Source organism: Microcoleus sp. PH2017_09_SFU_O_A, from assembly GCF_020738625.1.
Classification (GTDB): domain Bacteria; phylum Cyanobacteriota; class Cyanobacteriia; order Cyanobacteriales; family Microcoleaceae; genus Microcoleus.
The window spans coordinates 1-22,868 of record NZ_JAEQCF010000102.1 but is presented as its reverse complement, the minus strand read 5'-3'; the positions used below and the strand labels follow the sequence as shown (position 1 = coordinate 22,868).

At 46.3% G+C, this 22,868-nt stretch carries 17 protein-coding genes and 1 pseudogene; 9 read left to right on the top strand and 9 right to left on the bottom strand.

Features of this window, described 5'->3' with window-relative positions; genetic code table 11:
- Positions 1-244: 244 nt before the first annotated feature.
- On the top strand, positions 245-370 hold the full coding sequence (locus JGK16_RS28850; RefSeq protein ID WP_293193435.1) for a hypothetical protein: 126 nt from the start codon (positions 245-247) through the stop codon (positions 368-370).
- A 252-nt stretch (positions 371-622) separates the two neighbouring features.
- On the opposite strand, the pseudogene JGK16_RS28845 reads toward JGK16_RS28850, so the two are convergent.
- A pseudogene (locus JGK16_RS28845) lies at positions 623-4,324 on the bottom strand (glycoside hydrolase family 38 C-terminal domain-containing protein); the annotation flags it as partial.
- A 1,342-nt stretch (positions 4,325-5,666) separates the two neighbouring features.
- Here JGK16_RS28845 and JGK16_RS28840 point away from each other — a divergent pair.
- The 3 genes from JGK16_RS28840 (at position 5,667) to JGK16_RS28830 (ending at position 11,492) form a co-directional block, all read left to right on the top strand.
- Positions 5,667-7,649: a hypothetical protein gene (locus tag JGK16_RS28840; protein ID WP_293193433.1), complete on the top strand. Its 1,983-nt coding sequence runs from the start codon at positions 5,667-5,669 to the stop codon at positions 7,647-7,649.
- Between the two features lie 679 nt (positions 7,650-8,328).
- Complete coding sequence (locus JGK16_RS28835; protein WP_039887172.1) at positions 8,329-8,445, top strand: photosystem II reaction center protein I; 117 nt, start codon at positions 8,329-8,331, stop codon at positions 8,443-8,445.
- Positions 8,446-8,909: 464 nt separating this feature from the next.
- Complete coding sequence (locus tag JGK16_RS28830; RefSeq protein ID WP_293180243.1) at positions 8,910-11,492, top strand: DUF3769 domain-containing protein; 2,583 nt, start codon at positions 8,910-8,912, stop codon at positions 11,490-11,492.
- A 1-nt stretch (position 11,493) separates the two neighbouring features.
- On the opposite strand, the gene JGK16_RS28825 is transcribed toward JGK16_RS28830, so the two are convergent.
- Positions 11,494-11,628, bottom strand: a complete 135-nt coding sequence (locus tag JGK16_RS28825) for a hypothetical protein (RefSeq protein ID WP_293201231.1) — start codon at positions 11,626-11,628, stop codon at positions 11,494-11,496.
- Positions 11,629-11,884: 256 nt separating this feature from the next.
- Here JGK16_RS28825 and JGK16_RS28820 point away from each other — a divergent pair, with 256 nt between their 5' ends.
- Positions 11,885-12,556 (top strand): hypothetical protein, encoded by a 672-nt coding sequence (locus tag JGK16_RS28820; RefSeq protein WP_293180246.1) that lies wholly within the window; start codon positions 11,885-11,887, stop codon positions 12,554-12,556.
- Between the two features lie 364 nt (positions 12,557-12,920).
- On the opposite strand, the gene JGK16_RS28815 is transcribed toward JGK16_RS28820, so the two are convergent.
- Positions 12,921-13,433 (bottom strand): phycobiliprotein lyase, encoded by a 513-nt coding sequence (locus JGK16_RS28815; RefSeq protein WP_293180249.1) that lies wholly within the window; start codon positions 13,431-13,433, stop codon positions 12,921-12,923.
- 132 nt (positions 13,434-13,565) lie between these two features.
- On the opposite strand from JGK16_RS28815, the gene JGK16_RS28810 reads away from it, so the two are divergent.
- Positions 13,566-13,835, top strand: coding sequence for a hypothetical protein (locus JGK16_RS28810; protein WP_293180252.1), 270 nt, complete (start codon positions 13,566-13,568; stop codon positions 13,833-13,835).
- Positions 13,836-14,237: 402 nt separating this feature from the next.
- On the opposite strand, the gene JGK16_RS28805 is transcribed toward JGK16_RS28810, so the two are convergent.
- Positions 14,238-14,375 (bottom strand): hypothetical protein, encoded by a 138-nt coding sequence (locus tag JGK16_RS28805; protein WP_293203550.1) that lies wholly within the window; start codon positions 14,373-14,375, stop codon positions 14,238-14,240.
- A 27-nt stretch (positions 14,376-14,402) separates the two neighbouring features.
- On the opposite strand from JGK16_RS28805, the gene JGK16_RS28800 reads away from it, so the two are divergent.
- Both JGK16_RS28800 and JGK16_RS28795 read left to right on the top strand, forming a co-directional pair.
- Positions 14,403-16,655 carry a hypothetical protein gene (locus JGK16_RS28800; protein WP_293193431.1) on the top strand — a complete coding sequence of 751 codons (2,253 nt, stop codon included), beginning with the start codon at positions 14,403-14,405 and terminating at the stop codon, positions 16,653-16,655.
- 3 nt (positions 16,656-16,658) lie between these two features.
- Positions 16,659-16,796 (top strand): hypothetical protein, encoded by a 138-nt coding sequence (locus tag JGK16_RS28795; RefSeq protein ID WP_293193430.1) that lies wholly within the window; start codon positions 16,659-16,661, stop codon positions 16,794-16,796.
- Here the strand turns inward: JGK16_RS28795 and JGK16_RS28790 are convergent.
- From JGK16_RS28790 to JGK16_RS28770, 5 genes are all read right to left on the bottom strand, one after another.
- On the bottom strand, positions 16,774-17,493 hold the full coding sequence (locus tag JGK16_RS28790) for a Uma2 family endonuclease (RefSeq protein ID WP_293193429.1): 720 nt from the start codon (positions 17,491-17,493) through the stop codon (positions 16,774-16,776). The two genes, JGK16_RS28795 and JGK16_RS28790, sit on opposite strands and share 23 nt — an antisense overlap.
- Positions 17,494-17,781: 288 nt before the next feature.
- Positions 17,782-18,342 (bottom strand): transposase, encoded by a 561-nt coding sequence (locus tag JGK16_RS28785; RefSeq protein WP_293193428.1) that lies wholly within the window; start codon positions 18,340-18,342, stop codon positions 17,782-17,784.
- A 98-nt stretch (positions 18,343-18,440) separates the two neighbouring features.
- The gene (locus JGK16_RS28780) at positions 18,441-19,244 is read right to left on the bottom strand and encodes a transposase (RefSeq protein WP_293193427.1); all 804 of its coding nucleotides are present in this window, start codon (positions 19,242-19,244) and stop codon (positions 18,441-18,443) included.
- A 207-nt stretch (positions 19,245-19,451) separates the two neighbouring features.
- Positions 19,452-20,861 carry a (Fe-S)-binding protein gene (locus JGK16_RS28775; RefSeq protein WP_293193426.1) on the bottom strand — a complete coding sequence of 470 codons (1,410 nt, stop codon included), beginning with the start codon at positions 20,859-20,861 and terminating at the stop codon, positions 19,452-19,454.
- A 281-nt stretch (positions 20,862-21,142) separates the two neighbouring features.
- A complete protein-coding gene (locus JGK16_RS28770) occupies positions 21,143-22,561 on the bottom strand; it encodes an FAD-binding oxidoreductase (protein ID WP_293193425.1) in 1,419 nt (472 codons plus the stop codon).
- 95 nt (positions 22,562-22,656) lie between these two features.
- On the opposite strand from JGK16_RS28770, the gene JGK16_RS28765 reads away from it, so the two are divergent.
- A complete protein-coding gene (locus tag JGK16_RS28765; protein ID WP_293180279.1) occupies positions 22,657-22,809 on the top strand; it encodes an ATPase domain-containing protein in 153 nt (50 codons plus the stop codon).
- The last annotated feature ends 59 nt before the right edge of the window (positions 22,810-22,868 follow it).

Genomic DNA, 22,868 nt, shown 5'->3' with positions numbered 1-22,868 from the left:
CCCAAAATCCCTTTCTTGCCGTAAAAGAGCTGATGGATGGGTGAAAAAATCAACAATTCTACTCCTTGGGACACAGGGAGTCTGCCGGAAAAGATAAGTAATTATCTTGCTAGTTAGGACCACCTTCGGGTGAGTGAAACCTACGGAGGGAGGATAAGACCAGCTTAGAGATTGCTCGCGTCGAGGCTCTCCCGTTGAAAGAGGAAGCCCGCACTCTATTTGTTTACAATAATGAGTGTCGGGTATGTCACGTATCTATGATAACATTCAAATATCTACTGTTGGGACTGACTTACTTAGGTTTCGGCTGGGGATATTTGCCCTGGCTGCGGATGAACCGGGCGGCGATCGCAATTGTTGGGTCAGATGAGTGCCGTAGCTTTGGGGAGTAGGAGACCTCAAAACTGCTTGGCAGGCGATCGACACCTATCTGTAAACGATATCGCGCGAGGGATTCCCGCGCCCGTTAGCTAAAAGGCGATCGGCAATAGACAAGATTGCACTCATTTGCAAATTATCTTGAAAAATCATCTGCGTTTACCTGTGTTTATCTGCTTGACATCTGCGGTTCCTGTATAATTGAATGATTGATGCAAGAGGTCTAATATCTTAGGTTTTGAGATTATTCCTTCTTCCCTTCCCTCTCTTCCTTCGCGACAAGAGCGCTATCGTGGTTCGTTACAACAGCAAAACTAGCAATTTTCCAAGGTTCTATCTTAAAACTTTCCGATAGAGGCAACCTTTCAGACAAAATTGCAGACCTTTCTAGCAAATCGACAGACTCTAAAATCTCCAATCCCAAATCGCCATCCAATGCTAACACAGCCTGTTTGCCCTCGGATTCGCAACACCGAAAAATCCAGACATTCGCATCATCTTCCGACTGTTTGAAAGCCATCAACACTAAATTTTCGGCGGACAAATCCAAGAACTTGCCAACGGGTGGCAGAGTCCGATCGCGATTTTCCGGCAACTGCGACAACACCTTTACTAACAGCGGCATATTCAACTCGCAGCCGCGCCGAACAGTGCCAGCATCTTGCCAATTTCCAGCGTGGGGATAGACGGCACAAGTAAATTGGGAAACTCCAACATCTGCTGCTTCATCCGGCCAAGTGGAACTTCTGAGCAAAGTCAGCCGAATTTGATTTGGTTGAATGTCGCAACCGTATTTACAATCGTTGAGCAAACTGACTCCAAAACCGTCATTGCTGATATCAGTCCAACGGAAAATCGGTACTTCCCATTTGGCTTTTTCTGCCGGTGTCTGCGGCTTGGTCGTGCGTGCGATCGCGCCGCCGGGAATTTCGCAAGTTGCAAAATCTGCTGCGACATTTAACCCGAAGGCTGTTTTGACTAAAACGTGAGTTTCTTGCCAATCTACGACTGTCTTGATTTTCAGCAGTGGCGAACCTGTTTCTACTATATAATCTTGGCTAAACTCGGATTTACCAATTTGCATAACTACGCGCAAACTCTGCCGTACTTCTCCCCGGTCTACCCAAGAAATCTGTTTGAGTATCGGGGCGGGTAATGGATGTTTTTGGTAATTCGGATCGATGTTCCAAGCATCCCAATATTGACCGCTGTCTTGAAAGGCTTGCAGTTGATTGCCTCCGACTGCATTCAGGACTTCTCTATTGTTTGCTTTATCCCAAATGCTGGATAAATTACCAGTTTCTGCGTCTACTGTTGCCCGAATAAGCTCATTTTCTAAGACCGTTTCTGGGGCTGAAAAAAGCGTTTCTTGACAAGGCGTGTTTTTTTGTGCTATACCGTATGTAAGTTTTGATAAATCTGTCTTTTTTTCGGTGGCTGAGCTTGCAGGGGCATGATTTAGGGTTTGAGCGCCATGGCAAAGCCAAAAAACGCGGTAGCCGATCGCCGGAACACTCTGGGCCGAAAATAACAGTGTAGATTGGGATTGCGATGGGAGTCGATCGCCCTTAACAATCTGCGAAGTCAACCGCCCTCCCGATAAGTCGTAAATTTGCCAAGCTGCGTCGGGGGAATCGGGAAGAGTTACGGCGACAACTTCAGAGCGCGACCAATTGAGAGAATTGAAAACAAAAATCGGTTGAGCGTCCGACTGCGGAGGAGAAGGTAGAGAAATCTGAGCAGCGATCGCATCTAAGGATTGTAGCAGGATGTGGTGGCAAGAGCGATCGACCTCAGCAAAGGCTAGATTAGCATCAGTGTAGACCTGGGCGATCGCCGAACCGGGCAAAATATCGTGAAACTGGTTAAACAACACCTGTTTCCAAGCCGATTCTAACTCAACTTTCGGATAAACCGCACCAGTGCAGATTGTCGCGATCGAAGACAACAACTCCGCTTGATAGAGCAAATCTTCGCAGCGGCGATTTTGGCGTTTTTGGTCAGCGCGAGTCGTGTAACAACCCCGGTGGAATTCTAAGTAAAGTTCATCTTTCCAAATCGGGAGATTGGGAGAGGGGGAGAGGGGAAGAGAGGGGGAATTTTTTAGTTGAGATTTCTCTTGGTGAATTTCGGTTGGGAAATCAAGGTATTTAGGTTCTGATTCCGAAAATTTACCGGAAAAATCACCTACTAAGCCGGACAAATTCTCGGTTGTTTTCCTAAGTTGCAAATTTTCCTCGTTTTCTACCGAATTCGTTTCACTTTCGGATGAACTTGTCGAATTTTCGAGTAATTTTCCCGATGCGACACCTGATAAAGTTTCGACAACTTCAGGAATTGGCAAACTTGCGGGAGTTTTTAGATTGGAGTTGAGGCTTTCGGGTAAATTTGCGGAATTTTCGACTAATTTTGGAGGTGCGACATCCGATAAAGTTTTCACAACCGTCTCAGCTTGCAAACTTGCGGGAGTTTCCTGACTTGAAGTTCGACTTTCGGGTAAAGTTGCGGAATTTTCGAGTAAATTTGGAGGTGCGACATCCGACAAAGTTTCGACAACTTCAGGAATTGGCAAACTTGCGGGAGTTTTGAGATTGGAGTTGAGGCTTTCGGGTAAATTTGCGGAATTTTCCGATGCGACACCTGATAAAGTTTCGACAACTTCAGGAATTGGCAAACTTGCGGGAGTTTTGAGATTGGAGTTAAGGCTTTCGGGTAAATTTGCGGAATTTTCGACTAATTTTGGAGGTGCGACATCCGATAAAGTTTTCACAACCGTCTCAGCTTGCAAACTTGCGGAAGTTTCCTGACTTGAAGTTCGACTTCCGGGTAAAGTTGCGGAATTTTCGAGTAAATTTGGAGGTGCGACATCCGACAAAGTTTCGACGAATTCAGCAATTGGCAAACTTGTGGGAGTTTCCCGAGTTGAAGTTCGACTTTCGGATGAAGTTGTCGAATTTTCGAGCAAGTTTCCCGATGCGACATCCGACAAAGTTTCGACGACTTCAGCAATTGGTAAACTTGCGGGAGTTTCCTGAGTTGAAGTTCTACTTTCGGATGAAATTGTCGAATTTTCGAGCAAGTTTCCCGATGCGACATCCGACAAAGTTTCGACAACTTCAGAAATTGGTAAATTTTCCCGACTTGGCGACTGCGAAACATCAGATTGAGAATCAACATCTGCAACTTCCGGCAAAAACTGACTCTCAATCAAAGACAAATAATCAACAGCCTTCGCAAACTCCAACCTTGGGAAAAAAGGCGACAACTTCCAGCGTTTCGCCACCTCTAGCATATCGCGAGTCGGGCCGCCGCCGTGGTCGCCAACTCCAGGCAACCAAAGAGAATCTTGCAAACCAGTTTTAATTTGCCAATCAAAAGCATGAGTTGCCATTTTTACAGATTCTACACTTTCGCCGATCGCGCCAGACATCATGCTAAATATTTTAGTACCATCCAACCCTTCCCACCAAAAAGCACCGTGGGGAAATTCCGTCGAATCATTCCAGCGCAACTTCTGCGTCACAAAATAGTCAACTCCACCTTGCCGCAAAATCTGAGGTAATTGCCATCCAAAGCCAAAAGTATCCGGTAGCCAAGCCACCCGCATCAACTCCCCAAACTTTTCTTTGGCATAACGCTGTCCGTAAAACACTTGCCGCACCATTGACTCAGCCGAAATCAAGTTTAAATCCGGTTCAACCCACATCCCACCGACAACTTCCCAACGTCCGACGGCCACCTGTTTTTGAATTGCAGTAAATAAGTCAGGGCGGTGCTCTTCCATCCAAGCATAAAGCGCTGGAGTTGAATGACAGAAAATCAAATCGGGAAACTCAGATTGCAATTTCAATACCGACTCAAAAGTTCGTTCCGCCGCTTCCCAAGTTTCCGGGACAGGCCACAGCCAAGCTAAGTCTAAATGAGCGTGACCAACCAAATAGATTTTACCTATATATATAGATGTATGGCAAGTTTCAAGTGAGTCAGATCTGGATTGGGAATTTGTAATTTGTAATTGGGAATTTGTAATTGGTAATTGATGATTGGCTGGCGAGTGTATGACTTGATTGAGAAAAGCTATATCGCCAGTTTCACCTATATATATAGATGTGGAGTTCTGATTTTCTGAAACCTGAGAAAGTATCTGCCTACATCCTCCCTCTGCGCCCTCTGCGCCCTCTGCGGTTAAATCATCTAACTCTCCAGAAAAAGAAGGAATATCGGCAGTTTCACCTATATATATAGATGTGGAGTNNNNAGTTCTGATTTTCTGAAACCTGAGAAAGTTGCTCCTTACTTTCTCCCTCTGCGCCCTCTGCGCCCTCTGCGGTTAAATCATCTAACTCTCCAGAAAAAGCCCGCAGATATCCCAGTAAATTGTGTCGCAACACAGACAAAGATCGATCGAACTTGGCGCGATTCGGCAAAGCAGACCAATCAATCAAACCAACCGCCAAATCAATCTCAGATTGCAGCCTTTCTCCCTTGACGTACATTGGGCGACTTGCTAAAATTTTAATGGATAAATCTTGGGAATGTTTGTTTCCTAAATTTCGAGCGATCGCATTTTGCAAAATCTCTAATTCGTCCGCCACAAAACCCGGATCGAAACAAGTAGAGTCCGCAGCTTCGTACAAACAAATCGATCGCACTAAAGCACCGTTATCGTGTCCAGGACTTACCAACCGTAAAATAACTAAAAATTCATCTCCCGGATTCACCGCCACACTCAACAAAACTCGATCGGCACAATCGAATAAATCACCTTGTCCAACTAACTCACCGTTGACAAAAATAGTCGCATCTTCTGCCCACCAAGTCAAACTCAACAGCAAACGCAAACCCACCACAGGATAGCCGTGCAAATTGTCAGGAATGACAAATTGCTGTCCTAAATAAACAACTTGCTTCCCAGACGGCCAAGCAATATGTCCTTTTTCGTTAAGTTCCGCAACCTGCTTGTTAGAAATACCTACCGAACCGACAGTAGCCGAGTCAGCATCGCAGTACCTCCAACCAGACTGAACGTCCACTTGACTGAGGCGGCGCAACTTCTCTACAACTTCAGAAATATTATTGCTAGCAGGTGGCACAACGGCGCTCATATTTAGTTAAAATAGGACTTGCGTAGGAATCTGGGCTCAGTATCGAACCGCGAAGACGCAAAGGACGCGAAGAAATAAAGGTTTCAGAGGGTTTGAAACTGCGATTAATATCCAGTTTTGATTTTACTGCAAAATTCAGACATTCCGGCGCGAATCTAAAACCTGAATTCAATAATTAAACCTATGTCCGACGGTTACTACGGCCCATACCAAAGCCGACTATTAAATTTTATATCCAAACAGTCCCGCCAAGTTGCCGATAATTGCGATCGCACTTGGCGACAAATTAAACAAACCACTCTCAGCGCTACCCAAATTCTACTTTATCCAGCTTACCTGCTCGTCCAAAGTTCCCGAATGTTGAGCCGACAGTTGCGGGAATCCAGCCAAAAAGTAGATTTACCCGAACTTCAAGAATATACCGATGACGAAAATCCAGATTTTTCGGGAAATTGGTATCCGGGAGAAATTTCCGATGAAAGTTCGATCGACCAAATCTTGCAACTCGCTGAAAATTTGCTAAACTCGTCGCAAACCGCCACAACTTTAGTCAGTTTTCCGCTGTTAATCCAGACAAACCCAGCAACGGAGAAAGCCGATCGCGATTTGCATCCAGCCATCAATTTTATCAAACAAGCTGCCAAGCATCAAACAACTTCCGTCTTAGAACCTCCCCAGGCCAAAACTCAATTAGACAGCCAATCCCAAAAAGTTCAGGGAATCGCGACTTTCATCCCAGCCCGCACTTTAGTCTTAGTCGGAGATGACAATCGCATATTAGATATTTTGACGCCCGAACAGCAAGAACTGCTCGAAAGTCGCATAACTTGGGAAGTCGCCAACGAGGGGCCGGAACGGCGGGAAATTGCTCAAAAAGAATTAAAATTTAATCTCGGTTTAGAGTCTGCTGCGAAAAAATCTCGGTTGGCGCCGGTGCGTCGTTTTTGGGAATTGATGGTCTGGCTCCAGTCGAGTCCGGTTGCTGTGAAAAGAAATCAGTTTGGAGAATCAATCCTCGCAGTCAAAGGCGCGATCGACCGCAATCTCATCTTAGTCCAAAAATCCACCACGCCGATCGCTCCGGCCAACACCGCACAGCCGACGATTGCTCGATCAAATTCGATCGACCGCAATATCCCAAAATTAGAACCTAATTTTAACAGCAAGTTCGATCGCACCGGCAATCCGATCTCCTTTGTCACATTACTCGATCGCGCTGCCGTCAACCTCGAAGAATTTACCCTCCCCCCAGCAGCCCAAACCACCGCTGACAATCCAGAAGTAAAATTTGACACTTCCGCCACGGAAAACAATTCAGGTCTGTCAGCCCGCGAAATCCTCGAAAAATACGCGAAAAACATCGAAAAAATGATTTGGTCGTCCGTAGACCAACTGCTGGGAAAAGAAACGGCAGCTAGTGATAATACTGATAAATCAGTCGCAATTCAGTATTATTTAAAACAACGCCAGGAACAAGATCGAACGGAAAATAGCCCAGAGGTCGATCGACCTTGGTTGAATTGGCAAGACTTATTCGGAGAACCAGCACCGCAGCACTTAATAGTAGGAAGTGCCGAACCCGAGGCAAATGTTCAAAACCTCATATCACAAAATAGCCCAGAAGTCAAGCAGGAAATTGCAAAAACAGTAGAATTGTCAGAAAGTCGATCGACCGCAGTTTCAATATCGCCTTACCCCGAAGCAATTCACAGGATGCTCGCCCAGCTCAAACAGAGCTTGCTTACAAAAGTCCCACAAAGTCAACCCCAAACAGGCTCAAATTTAGCAGTCACTCCAGAAAATAAATCTGGACTCGCAGCAGAATCAACCCCAGAGCGCGCGCCGGAGACCCAAGTGCCAAAAAACACAAACCCGAACACCGCACAAAACAGCAAATCCCCAGCAGCAATCGCCCCCCCCACCAGCAGATATACCCCCGCCCCCAGCATCGCAGCACACCAAAATCAGAGTGCAGGTCTCCCGCCAGCAGACGAATACTTAGAAACAAAAGCAGAATCGATGGGTTACATTAAACACCCACTAGAACAAGTGCTCGAATGGCTCGATTTAGTCATGGTGCGCGTCGAAAAAATCATCGAGCAAATCTGGAATTGGGCAAAAACCAACTTGCCAACAATCCTCAAAAGCAAAGATAAAATTGACTAGAAAACGAGCCTCCCGTGTCCCCGGCTGTCTTACGTGGGGATTAGTCGGTCTGCGGTTTTAACCGCCAGTAAATATTGTATTTGGGGACTAAGCATGGTAATGTAATTGAGTGAGTAGGAATAACCGTCTGCGCGTTGAATCATCCTAGTGCGGAGAAATCCCGGCAACTCAGATATCCGGCTAGAACCGGAATACTTAGAAAGGGCAAATAATGGCAGGTTGAAGAGCGTACCTATCTGGCTTGTGATGGACTCTGAAAGCAAAAGAAAAACTAAAAGTAAGCCCAACTGCAACACCTCTGGTATTGGTAGTTGATTTAAAGGGTCTAGGGGGATATTTGCCTATCCCTTCCAAGTTCGGCTTGGAGAATCCCCCGGCTGAAGCCGTGGGGAGTGTCAATAATCTTTAGCTTATTGGAAAAATTTGGCGGAGCTAAGCGGAGGGCTAAAACCCCGTCCTTTGAGGACTGCTTTCTGCTATAGTCTCCAACAAGTCGGGATAGGGCATTGCCACGACTCTAAATGGATGTGGAGGGAGAGTAAGACTACTCAGGTAGCATCACCCTGGGAAGCGTCAAGAATCACCGCACTTTTAGGGCAGTGAATATGTCAAGATAAAAAAGTTGCCGCAACAGCAGCAAATCAGCTCAGTATTATTTCATCTTTGGAGACTCCCTAGCGTGCTAACCCTCAAAATCGTAGTTAATGTAGTTGTTCTATTTTTTGTTTCCCTGTTCATATTTGGGTTTTTGTCCAATGACCCAGCTCGGAACCCCAACCGCAGAGACATGGAATAAACCAGCTACCTCCCTCGCTGACTCGGGGGCACGTCACCGCAGCCCCCGCACCAGCCAGCAAATCCCCAAAAATTAGTCCAACAAAACTTGACCTCGCACCACTAGCGAGGTTATGTTGTGGCGAAAGAAACCAGTTGACAGTTGACAGTTGACAGTTGACAGTTGACAGTTGACAGTTGACAGTTGACCTAGAAGTCCGAGGATTGGAGCAATGAATAGTCTGATTTTAATTTCTCCCTACAAGGAAGGGTTCCGGCTTTAAACCAATTCTTTCTGGTAATCAACCAAGTTTCTGAGGATGAGTCCGTTAGCGACTCGGCACAACCGAAGATTTCCGGTTAACCTTGAAACGCTGCCTGTTAAATGCCAAAATTTGGACGATCGACTCTCCGCTATAAAAAAACCTCTAAAATCTAAAATCTAAAATCTAAAATCTAAAATCGGATGATTCACCTGTTGTAACTATGCCCTATCCGGTACCGCCGCCCGAACCCTCTGCCATCATCTACATCGCGAAGCCCAAAAAAGTCGCCCTCACTGTGGCGACAAATGATGGAGACACCCGCAGCAACTCCGCACAAATACCGGAAGCCAGCCCAGAAATCGTTCAGCCCGAACCAACATCCCCGCAACCAGAACCCTCAGCCGCACTCCTCGGTACCACCGAAGCCACCAGTCAGTCTCCTGAAATCGCCACTCCCCTAACCTCCGTGGAAAGTGGCGGCGCAGCGGCGGGATTTCAGCTTCCGGTTGTTCCAGCAGAAAAATCCGAAACTGCGGAAGCCCAGCAAGATACCTCGTTTACTTCTTACCAATTGGGTTCAGTAGAAAATGCCATTGCCGCTCGGAACCGTCAACGAACAGCAGGGGATCAGAGCAAAAAGGACAATAATGCTGTCCGACAGCCAGAAAACGGGTATCAGGCTAAAGGCGAGCAGTTAAAAGATAACTCCCCCGAACCTGCGGAGATTGTTGTTCCCGAACCGCCAGAAACGCCTCCTGCAAAACAGCAAGAGTTCGAGATTCCAACGACGCCAACGACGCCAACGACGCCCCCAGGGCCCAAGCCAGCCACTCCCCCAGCGCCGAAACCGCAGCCCAAACCTGCCGCGCCCGGAGTCCGTACCGCGCCTTCTCAGCGAACGGTGCCATTTCCGGTGAGTCCGGCTGATACGATCGAAATTAAGGCCGATAGTCAAGAATTTGACGACAAACAGCAAATTGTCACGGCGGTTGGTAGGGTTGTGGTGCGGTTCCGACAAACAGTGATTGATGCCGATCGCGCGATCGTCAACCTAGTCACCCGCCAAGTGATAGCATCCGGTAACGTCGCCTATACTCGCGGCCAACAAGTAGTCCGCGGCCGGCAGATGGAATTCAATCTCGGACTCAACTCCGGCGCAGTCGAACAAGCCAGCGGCGAAATATTCCTCCCCGCAGCGGGTAGCGAGTTAACCCCCACACTACCGACAGATATTAGTGCTGGAACCATTCTAGAACAGCCGCTGAGCGATCGGCTGACCAGCCAACAGCCCCTTCGCGGAGTCAAATCCCCCGGCGCTGCTACTATTACCATCGGCGGTGGTGGCGCTGGTGGCGCTGGTGGCGCTGGTGGCGCTGGCGGACGCTTAACCGCCCCCCAAATTACCGGCGCCGTCAACCGCGTCCGCTTTGAAGCAGATCGCCTCGAATTACTGCCAAATGGCGTCAGAGTAGCAACCAACATTCGGATTACTAATGACCCGTTTTCCCCGCCGGAACTCGAATACAGAGCCCGAAGAGCAACAATTACCAGGATTTCCCCCACGGCTGAGGAATTAGTCACAAATTCCCCCCGCTTGGTATTTGACAACCGCGTCAAAATACCCGTGTATCCCCGCAGGCAAGTTTTTGACAGCCAACAGAAAAACGGCCCCTGTTTGACTTTCGGCTACGACGGGGGCGACAGAGGCGGTTTGTTTGCCGAGTGCGGTTTTGAAATATTGCAAAACGGGCCCGTGCGCCTGACTCTGACACCCCAAATTTACCTCCAGCGAATCGTGGAAAAGAACGGTGGAAATCCCTTTTCCCCCGACAGCTACGGGCTGAGAGCAAAGTTGGGCGCGACTCTGGGCCCGCGTACCAGCCTGGAAGGATCGGCGTTATTTCTGAATTTTGATAATTTCCCGAATTTAGCTGAAAATGCTTTTCGGGGCAATTTGCGGCTGCGACAGTCGATCGGCAATCACAATCTAGCCGCAGAATATAGTTATCGCGATCGACTGTTTAACGGTTCTCTAGGCTTTCAAACCGTCAACAGCAGTCTCGGGGCCGTCCTCACTTCCCCACAGATGCAAATCGGCAATACAGGCATCAATTTCAGCTACCAAGCTGGATATCAATTTATCAATGCTGACACCGATCGAGCAGATTTGCTCGAACCAGTGCGCGAAAACAACCGCATCGATTTGGGCCGAGGCCAAGTCAGCGTCGCCCTCAGCCGCGGCTTCAACCTGTGGCAAGGTCAACCGCTGCCCCGCACTCCCACCCAGGGTTTGAGGTACACCCGGACGCCGGTGGTTCCCTTCTTACAACTGGCTTTGGGAGTCCGAGGAGTAGGCTCTTATTACAGTAGTGGCGATCGACAAAATTCGATCGCCAGCAGCATCGGCATTCAAGGGCAGTTCGGCCATTTCTCCCGCCCTTTCCTCGACTACACTGGATTTAACGTGACTTACACTCAGGTAGCGCGGGACGGGGTATCGCCTTATTTGTTCGATCGGCTAGTAGATTTGAAAGTCCTGTCTTTTGGACTCGTGCAGCAAGTTTACGGAGGCTTTCGAGTCGGATTTCAAAGTGCTATTAATCTAGACAGCAGGGAAACAATCAGTACGAACTACACTTTAGAATACAGCCGTCGCAGCTACGCAATTATTTTGCGTTTTAATCCTGAGCGTCAAGTCGGCAGCCTGACGTTTAGAATTAGTGACTTCAACTGGAACGGCACACCCCAACCATTTTCCGGGGACGTGCGAACAGTAGAAGGAGGCGTGCGTTTATCCGATTAATTCAATTGGGTAATTGGTAATTAGTAATGGGTAATTGGTAATTGGTAATTGGGTTATTGGTAATTGGTAATTGGTAATTGGTAATTGGTAATTGGTAATTGGTAATTGGTAATAATGAAGCCAAAAAAATCAACAATTCTCAATTCTCCAATTCTCAATTCTCCAATTCTCCCTTCCCAAGAAAGAAAAACTAACGTTCGCGTTGCCTCGTAGGCGACACCACTCCTAACAACTAACAACTGACAACTGACAACTGACAACTGACAACTAACAACTGACAACTGACAACTAACAACTAACAACTGACAACTAACAACTGACAACTAACAACTGACAACTGACAACTGACAACTGACAACTAACAACTGACAACTGACAAATTACCAATTCCCATGACAGATGGACGTACAATATCTGCACAAGCAGCGGCTCTGCTGGTTCACTACGGTTTTGACCTAGGTGGCAAAAAAGCAGAGAAATTGGCTGGTGAATGGTTGACCAAGTATCCCGGCTATTGGTTGCGTTTAGCAGTGGTTGAAGCGCTTTATCAAGGGCGCTACAAAGCTGTTTCTGTCGGACAGCTATTGAGTATGTGGCACCGGATAGGCCAACCACTCTATCATTTTAATCGCGAGTTTGAACGCTTAGTTTGCAACAATTTTCCTCAAGATTTAACCTTTGAAAGTTATGCTCAACCGTCGCAGGAAGAGATACTTTTATCCCACCCGGAATCCGAATTCGGTGTCGCCGAAATAGATACGAGCAAGCAGTCAGAAGCAGAACTCGATCGCGCGTCAGATGCAGAAGTCCCGAATACAGAAGCCCCGGAAACAGAAAAACTCGCCACTGCTGGCGATCGCACTCAAGAAAATACAGAAGTTGTAGTATATGAAGATGTGGATGTTACGGCTCTGGCCGATGGAGCCGAACCCGATCGCCAATTAACAGACAAACCTGTCGCAAAATCATTCCCAGTTGCCAAACATACTGATTTTCACACTAAGTTAAAAGCCGTTGCCCGAGAAGGCCGCAGAAAGAAAGGAGAAAGCATCAAAAAGAAATAAGGTGTCAGTCGATTTTCTATGTTTAGATTTACTTCACAGATTCATCTGGGAGCTTGAAAAGGAGTCTAAAATTTTGGGATAATTACTCAGGATAGTCGGGGCTTGTATTCATTTTGGGAAATTAGATATAGAGGTTCTCCCTGCAAGTGAGGTACTCACCAATTACCAGAAAGAATTGGTTGAAAGCCGGAACCCTTATAGGGAGAAATAAAAATCAGACTATTCATTACTCCAATCCTCGGACTTCCTTTGTCAACTGTCAACTGTCAACTGTCAACTGTCAACTGTCAACTGTCAACTGTCAACGGTCAACTGTCAACTGTCAACTGTCAACTGTCAACTGTCAACGGTCAACTGTCAACTGTCAACTTTTCGGACTTCCACCCATCCGAATTTCCGAACAAAAAGATGCTTGTTCCGTACCGTCAGCTTGCTTAACAACGCTAGTCCGCAAGCGCAGATTGGGGATGAGATACCACAGCCTTTCTTCTGCATGGACAGTATCTGATTCTGTAATCAATGTCAGCACATCGTCGCCGCCCATCACGTAGCGGGTGTTTCCCTTGGCTTGCAATACTTTGCCTTCGCTGGGATTGTCGGGATTCGGGACGATCGCCAATATTGTAGAACCAACTTGTTTAGCTTGGTTGCGATCGGGAACACCGTCCCAAGAAATCCGAACGCCCCTGAGTCCAGTTGAGTCCGGGTTAGTCGAGTGCTGTTGGCAAAGTTTGACGACTGCTGCATCGTTAGCTGTCAGCATTTCTATTTTGAGGTCAGATTTACCTGCTTGCAATTCCCCAGAATTGAGATTGTGTACGGTGCGCTGGGAAAACCATTTGCCTGCACTTAACTCGAAAAACTCGATAACATCCATGAAATTTGTCTCTAAACTTAAATAGTTCTTGATTTGCGATCGCGACTTGCGCGCTATCGAGTCAGAAAACCGGTTTTTTCTTGAGTAACTAGCCGCCCAACCAATGATTTTAGCGAGAAACCCGGTTTAAGAGTGCAAGTCCTGTTTTCTATTTTAAAGGAACGGGGCGCACCTGCAAAGCTTTCCGGGAGGTTTGAGTCAAGCAGGTTGCAGGTGCGGTTGAGGCACGAAACCCAAGCAGGCGGGCATCTGTCGGGCAGATCCAGCCCGATCGACCTAAAATTAGAGCATTCGCTACCGTATTTCGCTAAACAAGTCTTGTTCGCACATCAAACAGGATGGCGATCGCTCAAAAATTTTAGCTTAACTCCGTCCCAAAACGGGTACAGGCTGCCAACTTAACTCTTGGCCCCAAATTTTAGATCAATGTTCAACTTTCCCGATTCACTGCGCTGCAAGTCAATTTTTTAATCGTAAACGCGCCCAAGCCTCCGTCCGTCTCAAACTTGTACAGCCACTTTTCCTGAGAGTAGCCGAAGGAAGTCGAAGTATCTAAAATCTAAAATCTAAAATCTAAAATCTAAAATCTAAAATCTAAAATCTAAAATCTAAAATCTATTGGTAGTGTGGAGCGATCGACAATCATTCCCCAAAACCCGTTATGTTAAGAAAAACAACGATATATGTCAGATAGTTGTCGATCGCTAGATTTTGGGCTTTGAGTTGAACGATCTTGGCGGCGGTTGATGGCAATCGCAGGCATTGAAAATTCTCAAACCAGACTCAGACAAAAAAACCAGCGATTCATCGAACGATCGCCAAACCGAGGGCAGCAGCCCGGTAGCAAATAGCCTTTAAATATGCCATGCTAAGTAAACGAGCAAAGTAAGCAAGAAAACTTTCTCGATCGGGTTTTGGGCAAGGTGCAGCTAGCGATCGCATACATTAAAAAAAGACATACACAAATTTATGAGCGAGTTTACACAAGGGCTGGATAAAATGCAGCCCGCAGAACAGACGCACTGTTTGGGAATCCTACCAAGTCAGCTAGCAGCGACTTCCGACTCAGAGAAATTATACAGCTTACTAACAGATTACAATTTTATTGAAGCCAAGCTGTCAGCAGCGGGAGCACAAGCGCTAATAGAAGATTACGATTTAGCAACAAGTCCCGATATTATCACCTCCGATGAAAAAGCCGACAAACTCAAATTAATCCAAGAAGCAATCAGGCTTTCTGCCCACATTTTAGCCAAAGATAAAACCCAACTAGCGACCCAACTAATTGCCCGGTTGATGCGCTTTGAAATTCCCGAAATTCAAGCACTGCTAGCCCAAGCACAACAACAGAAAATACCCTGGCTGCGGCCGCTAACCCCCAGCTTTACCCCCCCTGGCGGCAGATTGCTACGCACTCTCACCGGACATACAGATTGGGTACAAGCTGTAGCAATTACCCCCGACGGCAAGCGAGCAATTTCTGCATCCTCCGACCACACTCTCAAAGTTTGGGACTTAGAAACAGGAGAAGAACTTTCCACCCTCAAAGGTCATCTTACCTACGTCAATGCTGTAGCAGTAACCCCAGACGGAACAAAAGTAATTTCAGGTTCTTGGGACAATACTATTAAAATTTGGAATTTAGCTACTGGAACAGAAATATTAACATTTGCAGGCGATACTTTTGCAGTAGAAGCCGTAGCAGTAACTCCCGACGGCAAGCGAGTAATTTCTGGTTCATGGGACGGCAGCATAAAAGTTTGGGATTTGTCAACAGGGGCAGTGATTTTCAACCTCAAAGGTCACAGCAGTTTTGTCCAGTCCGTAGCAGTAACTCCAGACAGCAAGCGGTTGATTTCCGGGTCTGGCGACAACAGCATTAAAGTCTGGAACCTAGAAACAGGAAAAGAACTTTTTACCCTTACCGGTCACGCAGATTGGGTAAAAGCTGTAGCAGTAACTCCCGACGGCGAACACATAATTTCCGGCAGTTACGACGGCACAATCAAAGTTTGGAGTTTGAGTGCCAGAGAAAAACTTTTCACTTTAGGAATTCACAGCAGTTTCGTCCAAGCTGTGGCAGTCAGTCCCGACGGAAAACGGGTAATTTCGGCGGCCGGCGACAAAACGCTGAAAGTTTGGAATTTGGAAACAAAAGAAGAACTATTTACTTTTACCAATCACATCGCCCCGGTGAATGCTGTTGCTGTCACCCCCGACGGCAAGCGGATAGTTTCTGGTTCCTCTGACAAAACTCTCAAAGTTTGGCACTTAGAAACAGGCAAAGAAAATTTATCATCTGCGGGTCACGATGACTGGGTAAATGCTTTAGCAGTGACAGCCGACGGTAAAAAAGCAATTTCTGGTTCTGGAGACAACAGCATTAAAGTCTGGAATCTCGCAAATGGAGAGGAAATTTTTGCTATTCCCGGTCATAAAGATTGGGTAAAAGCAATCGCTGTTACCCCGGACAGCCAGAGAATAGTTTCAGGTTCAGGTGACAAAACAGTTAAAGTTTGGAATCTGGAAACTGGAGAAGAAATATTTAGTCTGACAGGTCATACAGATTGGGTAAATTCGGTTGCTGTTACCCCCGACGGCAGGCTGGCGATTTCTGGTTCGGGAGACAAAAGTATTAAAATTTGGAATTTGGAAACAGGAGAGGAAGTTTTTACATTTATCGGTCACACCGACGGGATAAAAGCTGTGGCAGTTACTCCCGATGGCAAGCGGATAATTTCGGCTTCCGGCGACACAAGTCTGAAAGTTTGGAGTTTGGGAAAAGAAAATAATATTTTGGCAAATTTATGGAATTTAGTCGTTAAAAATCAACTTTTTACTCTTAAAGGTCATGAGAGTTTTGTGAATGCTGTGGTAGTTACCACAGACGGTAAATGGGGAATTTCTGGGGGAAGGAAGAAACTGATTAAAGTTTGGGATTTGTCGAGTCAAAAGGAAATTTTTACTTTGACGGGTCATGCGGATGCGATTACAGCTTTGGCGACTGTGGGAAATAGAGTGATTTCAGTTTCGGATGATAATACTCTGAAAGTTTGGGATTTGTTGAGTCGAAAAATAGTTGCTACTTTCAGGGGAGATAGTGCTTTGAAAGCTTGCGCTATGGCACCAGATGGGGTGACAATTGTCGCGGCGGAAGCTTCGGGACAAGTGCATTTTTTGAAGTTGGAAGAGGGGAAGAGTCAGTTGAGAGTTGACAGTTGACAGTTGACAGTTGACATGGTTCCGATCGCACTTTTGCTCAATTTGAAAAGTGCGATCGACCTTTTCCCCAATCCAGTTTACAATTGTTCCGGGTCAATGCCGATCGATCGCAGTCTGTCTAACTTAATTCATCTGGGTTAATTCCCATTTCTCGCAGCCGTTCCGCCAAAAGTTGCGATCGCCGCCGTTCCTCTCCTAAAGCTGTTTCTGCAAGTTCTGCCCGCTGTTCGGCTTGTTCTGTCCGCTGTTCGGCTTGTTCTAGGCGTTGACAAATCTCAACGTAGGAGAAAAATCTAGTGCCATCAGGTCGATAAATTTGCAATTCATCGCCTGATAAATCGAACCGGATGGCTAACCTGGGACTCGCGTAGTTTTCCATAGATGCGATCGCATCCAAGCCGTCTTCTCCCCGCAACCAACCCCTGAGTTGATTGTTAGTAGGATTGTAAATGTAATATTCTTCAACTTGGTGGCGATCGTAAAATAGTAATTTCGTCTCCATTTCATCTTGCGTATTGCTAGGAGAGAGAATCTCAAACACAACTTGTGGTGCAATTCCTGACTCGTTCCACTGCTGATAAGAACTCCGTCTCCTTTTCGGTGTGCCGAAGACAACCATCACATCGGGGGCATTAACAATATTTGGTCTTCCCTGAACCGGATACCAAAATAAATCCCCCGCTACAAATACATTCTCGTCATTAGCATACATCCATTCTAGATTTTGCTCAATGACTAGAATCCAGCGAAACTGGTCGGTATTGTTTGCCATTGGTTTGCCGTCGCTTTCGGGGTAGATAATCTCTTCCTGAGTGGGGACTGGGATTTGACTTACCATAACAGTTGTGCGGGGTGAAATACTGTTGAATTTAATTTTAGCAGTTTACGAGGAGTCAGAAGCGCGATCCTCTGCGAGGGCTTCGCCAACGAGCTTTCTCAAAATAACCTATTTCCCTCTCTTCCTCTGCGCCCTCTGCGCCCTCTGCGGTAAAAAATCTTATTCTTGACACTCCTCGACCTGAAGGTGCGAGGATTCTTGAGGAATTTCTACCTCAATTTCCCTGTTTCCAGGGTTCCCAGACTCCTCACGTTTGCTCAATCGAGCGCGAGGATATCTTCTGGGCGTTTAGGCGCGAACGCCAGGTTTCGCGGAGTCCCCGCGTACCAAATTTAAAGCTCGATCGCGAATAGTTTTTGCTGCACCTATATCAGCGTGTTCGTGGTAGCCACATTCAGTGCAAATGAACTTTTCGCCATCTCTATTAGACTTGTCGATGTGACCGCAATTCCGACATTCTTGACTGGAGTATTTGGGATTAACCTTGATTACGATTTTTCCTTGCTTTGCAGCCAGATACTCAATCTTCAGTATTAACTCGCCCCAGCCTGCATCAGAAATAGAACGGTTTAAACCTCTCTTCCTTGATTGCCCATTTTTCAGAAATCTACCTGTTTTTTCGTCAACCTTTACTCGACATCGGCGCATCATGCCGGAAATATTCAAGTCCTCTAGAGCAATCGCGTCAACGTTACGTGACACTATTTTATTGGCAACCTTCCATTGGTAAGCTTGACGCTTATTGCTAATTCTTTGGTGGAAAAGCCCTAGTTTTTTAGCTGCTTTTTTGCGGTTATTACTCCCTTTTGCTTTTCGACTGACCAATAATTTCTTGATGGTACCCGCCACGTGATTTATCCGTGGAATCAATCCCAAATCGAAAATCTAAAATCCTCTCTTCCCCCGAATTTATCCGTGGGGTCAATCTAAAATCTAAAATCTAAAATCTAAAATCGACTGACTTGTCTCTGTCTAATTCTCAGTGTGCGTTTAGCTTTTTTGGTGGCTGAAAACTTGGGATTTTCAATTTGAGCTCCATCTGATAGATGGACTAATTTTGTAATTCCCATATCGCAACCAATTACCTTGACGACATCTTTGAGAGGTTTTGTCGTGTAATCGGGGACAGACTTGTCCTCAATGCGGACGGATACATACCAGCCATTCTGTCGCTTTCTTACCGCACAAGCTTTAATGGTAAAGCCACCAGGAATTGGGCGCGAGTTGTGGAAACGCATCCAACCTAACTTTGGCAAGTAAATTTTACTACCTTGTATTTTTACCCCCATCATAAATGTGAAGGAAGTGAAATTGCTGCGATTCTTGAATTTAGGAAAGCCGCGTCCGTCAAAAAAATTATTATAGGCAGTGTCTAACCGTTTGACGTTCTGTTGTAGAACTGTCGAATCTATCCCGGCAAACCAGGGTCTAGCTGCTTTCAGTTCGGGCAACGCTGTGATTTGAATGTGGCCTGGGTTGCGCCGAGGGTTTTTAACTTTCCCCTTTTTATCTGTTTTGCCTATTTTCCAAGGTTCCCCAGTGGCACCGTTTTTACTGACACAACTGGTCAACGGACAGGCTTCACTTTTTGTCCTAAGGTCGCAATAGTTGCCTTGAATGAACTGTTGGCTATACTGAGTGATCCTGTCATTAAGACACCTGTTGAAATGGCTTCGCAAAATATCCACCCAATTAGACATTTTTAAGTCTTGTGTTTGATTTGGACGCAACTTGTATACATAGTTTGTCAACAAGTTTAACTCCTCGTTTTTCTTGAGCTGTTATTAGTATATAGTGAAATACTTGCGTGTTTGTACTTTTTACATTTCTTTAGGAAAGAGGGTTTAAGGTTTATAGTTTTACTTACAAAGCCGTCCTATAAGGACGAGGTTTTAGACCCATTTCTCTGATAAAAAATCGCAGCGAAAAGCAGGGCGGACACCGCCCGCCCCAGCAAACTACTTCCGCTGCAACTGTACCCCACGAATAGAATAATCCAAAAGCTCGATCGGGTGCATCAAAGTAACAGCCTTCCCCTGCAACTCCAAATGCTTCTTAATTTGCAAAGAACAACCAGGATTAGAAGAAGCAATCAACTCAGCCCCAGTATTCAGCAAATTCTCCACCTTTTGTACTCCCAAATCATCCGCAATTTCCGGCTGAAGCATATTGTAAACCCCCGCACTCCCGCAACACAAAGCAGCATCCACAGGTTCTTTCAACTTCACCCCAGGGATTTGTTGCAACAACTGGCGCGGCTGCAAACTAATCTTTTGTCCGTGCAACAAATGACACGCATCCTGATAAACAATCGTCAAATCTCCCTCAGTCAAAGGATTGAGTTTCGCCGTAATTCCCGCAGTTGCCAAAAATTCTTGTATGTCCTTCACATTAGCAGCAAAATTCTCAGCTTTCTCCCGATAATCCGGGTCATCTGCTAAAATGTGACCGTATTCTTTCAAAGTGTGGCCGCACCCAGCAGCATTGATAATTACACAATCAACGCCCGTATTTTCAAAGCTGTCAATCATTTGTCTCGCCAAGGATTTTGCCTGTTCCGCTTGTCCTTGATGTTCCGGCAAAGCAGCACAGCATCCTTGACTTTTCGGAATCACAACCTCGCAGCCATTAGCCGTCAAAACTCGCACCGTAGCTTCATTAACTGGCGAGAACAACAACCTCTGCACGCAGCCTAAAATCACGCCGACGCGATAGCGTTTATCCCCTTGTGCGGGAATGACTTCGGGCAAATTATCCCGGAAAGAATCAACTGTTACCTCGGGCAAAATTGATTCCATCGCCGCCAAGCGGGGAAATACTTTTTTCAGCAAACCTGTTTGGCGAACAAGCTTTGGCAGTCCTAATTTTTGATAAATAAACAGCGGTACCAGCAAAGGCCGCAATCTGTGAGGATAAGGAAAGAGATTAAAAATTAGAGTGCGAATTACATTGTCAGAAAAAGTGCGTTTTTGATTTCGGGTAACTTGGTGGCGAGTTGCGGAAATTAATTTGTCGTATTGAACTCCCGACGGACAAGTTGTCACGCAGGCTAAACAGCCCAAACAAGTATCGAAATGCTGGGATGTTGCTTCGTTTAAAGGTGCGTCGCCTTCGTTGATTGCATCCATTAAATAAATGCGACCTCTGGGCGAATCCATTTCTTTGCCGAGTACGCGATAACTCGGACAAGTTGACAAGCAAAAACCGCAGTGGACGCAGGTATCGATCAATTTGGGATCTGGCGGATTGTTGGCGTCGAAACCTGGGATTTCAAGGGTTTGTAAGTGCGGATTTTGGGCGAGGAAATTGCTTTCTTTCGCGGGTTTGAAATCGTCGCTGGGAATTTGAGATGTTTCTGAAGTTTGCATATATGGCAGTGGACAGTTGACAGTTGACAGTTGACAGTTACTTAGTACGGGAATCAAATCATTTATGCTTGACGGATATCGTATCTATTCATGAAGTTATTTATGTCCGCACCCGATGTGGCGGTTGCTATATTACTTAATTCTTTTGGTTTTCCTTGAGAATTTTAGTTTTTTTTCTGGGATTCAAGAAGGACTGAAGTCCTCACTACGAACCTTAAATTCGTGGTTTGTAGTGAGGACTTTAGTCCTCTTCTTGGATTTAAGAAGGACTGAAGTCCTCACTACGAACCTTTTAAGATCAAACGATCGCAATTTAAAATATTCTCCGGGTCAAACTCTTGCTTGATGCGACGCATTAGATCGATCGCACTTCCAGTATAGCCCCAAACATCTAACCCTTGCTTGATGTGGGCTGGCGCAGCCAAAACCGTCATAAAACCGCCTTTAGCTTCGCACGCCCTGCGTACCTGCAACAGCGTTTCGGCTGTCGCAGTCTCAAACCGCAAAACTCCTAAACCGCTGCCCGCATGAATCAAAGCATCCTGTACCGGCAACTCGTTAATTGCCTTGACTGCTTCCGAGGGTCTGATGCCTATTTTGCAAATAATTGCTGAATTATTCCCAGAATTCCAGACTGTTTCTGGCAATCTTTGCCATAATTTATCCTCATCATTTTCGCCGCAGCTAGTGCCTTGCAATCCCAACTTTTCGCCAACTTCCAACAACCGGGCGGATTGTTGTTTAACGCTTTCGGCGATGCTTTGAAACCTCACTACCAATCCCGAACCTTTACCCAAACTCAGTTTTTCTACTAACTGTGGTGACAGCAAATCAACGGCTGTCGGTGTTAAAGCAGAAGATAATAAAATTTGAGCAGCTTCAGCTAAAGCATTAGTTTCTCCTGTCAGTATGACAGTTCCCGATGATTCCGGCAGCGGATAAACTCGGAATGTTACTTGACTGATGACGCCTAATGTGCCGTAGGAACCGGTCAACAGTTTCATTAAGTCGTAACCGGCGACATTTTTCACAACTCGACCTCCGGCTACAGCAATTTTACCGTCCGATCGCACAAACGTAATTCCCAACAACAAATCGCGCACGCCCCGGTAGCGGTGCCGCAGCGAACCAGTATCAGCAGTAGCGACAATCCCGCCCAAAGTTGCCTGTTGCGGATATGCTGGATCGATCGGCAAAAATTGACCTGCTTTACCTAAAATTTCCTGCAAATCGGCAAACTTCATGCCCGCCTCCGCAGTCACCGTTAAATCGCCCACAGCGTGTTCTACCAGCCGATTCAGGCGCGCCGTACTCACCACAACGATCCCCCCTGCATCAGGAGATCCCCCTAAATCCCCCTTAAAAAGGGGGACTTTGACAACATCTTGCTCCCCCCTTGTTAAGGGGGGCTGGGGGGGATCGGAGTCTAATTGGACTAAACCGCCCCAATCGAGTTTGCTGCCACTCCCTGTCGGCAAGAGTCCCCAGCGATTTCGCCCTGCACAAGCAATCACTGCGGCGAGTTCTTCCTGAGTATGGGGATAAACGGTACAGGCTATTGAAGTACCTGGGGCAACAGCTTTTTCTACCCGTTCTTGCCAAAAAGCCTCTATATCTTGCCGCAGACAAATGCCAGCAGTGCCGACAATACCCTCTAATTCTTGTGTGCTAACGTAATTTTCTGCCGAAATATTTTTCATGAAGGTTCTCAGACGCCCAGTAAACAAACAATCAAAACAGCCCCTCAAACCATTAAATATGAATACGAGCCGATATTCTAAACATAAACAAACAAATGTCTCAAAACCGACTTTCAGTAGGAATTACTGGTCTCAACGAAGTAATTGACGGCGGCCTGATTCCTCAGCGCTCTTATCTGGTACGCGGCAGCCCGGGTACTGGGAAGACTACCGCTCGTAAAAACCTGGACAAAGCTACCCAAAAGTAGTCAATGTTAGACATCTACGTTAGTAATTTTAGTCCACAGTCCTAAAACTACAGGAATAA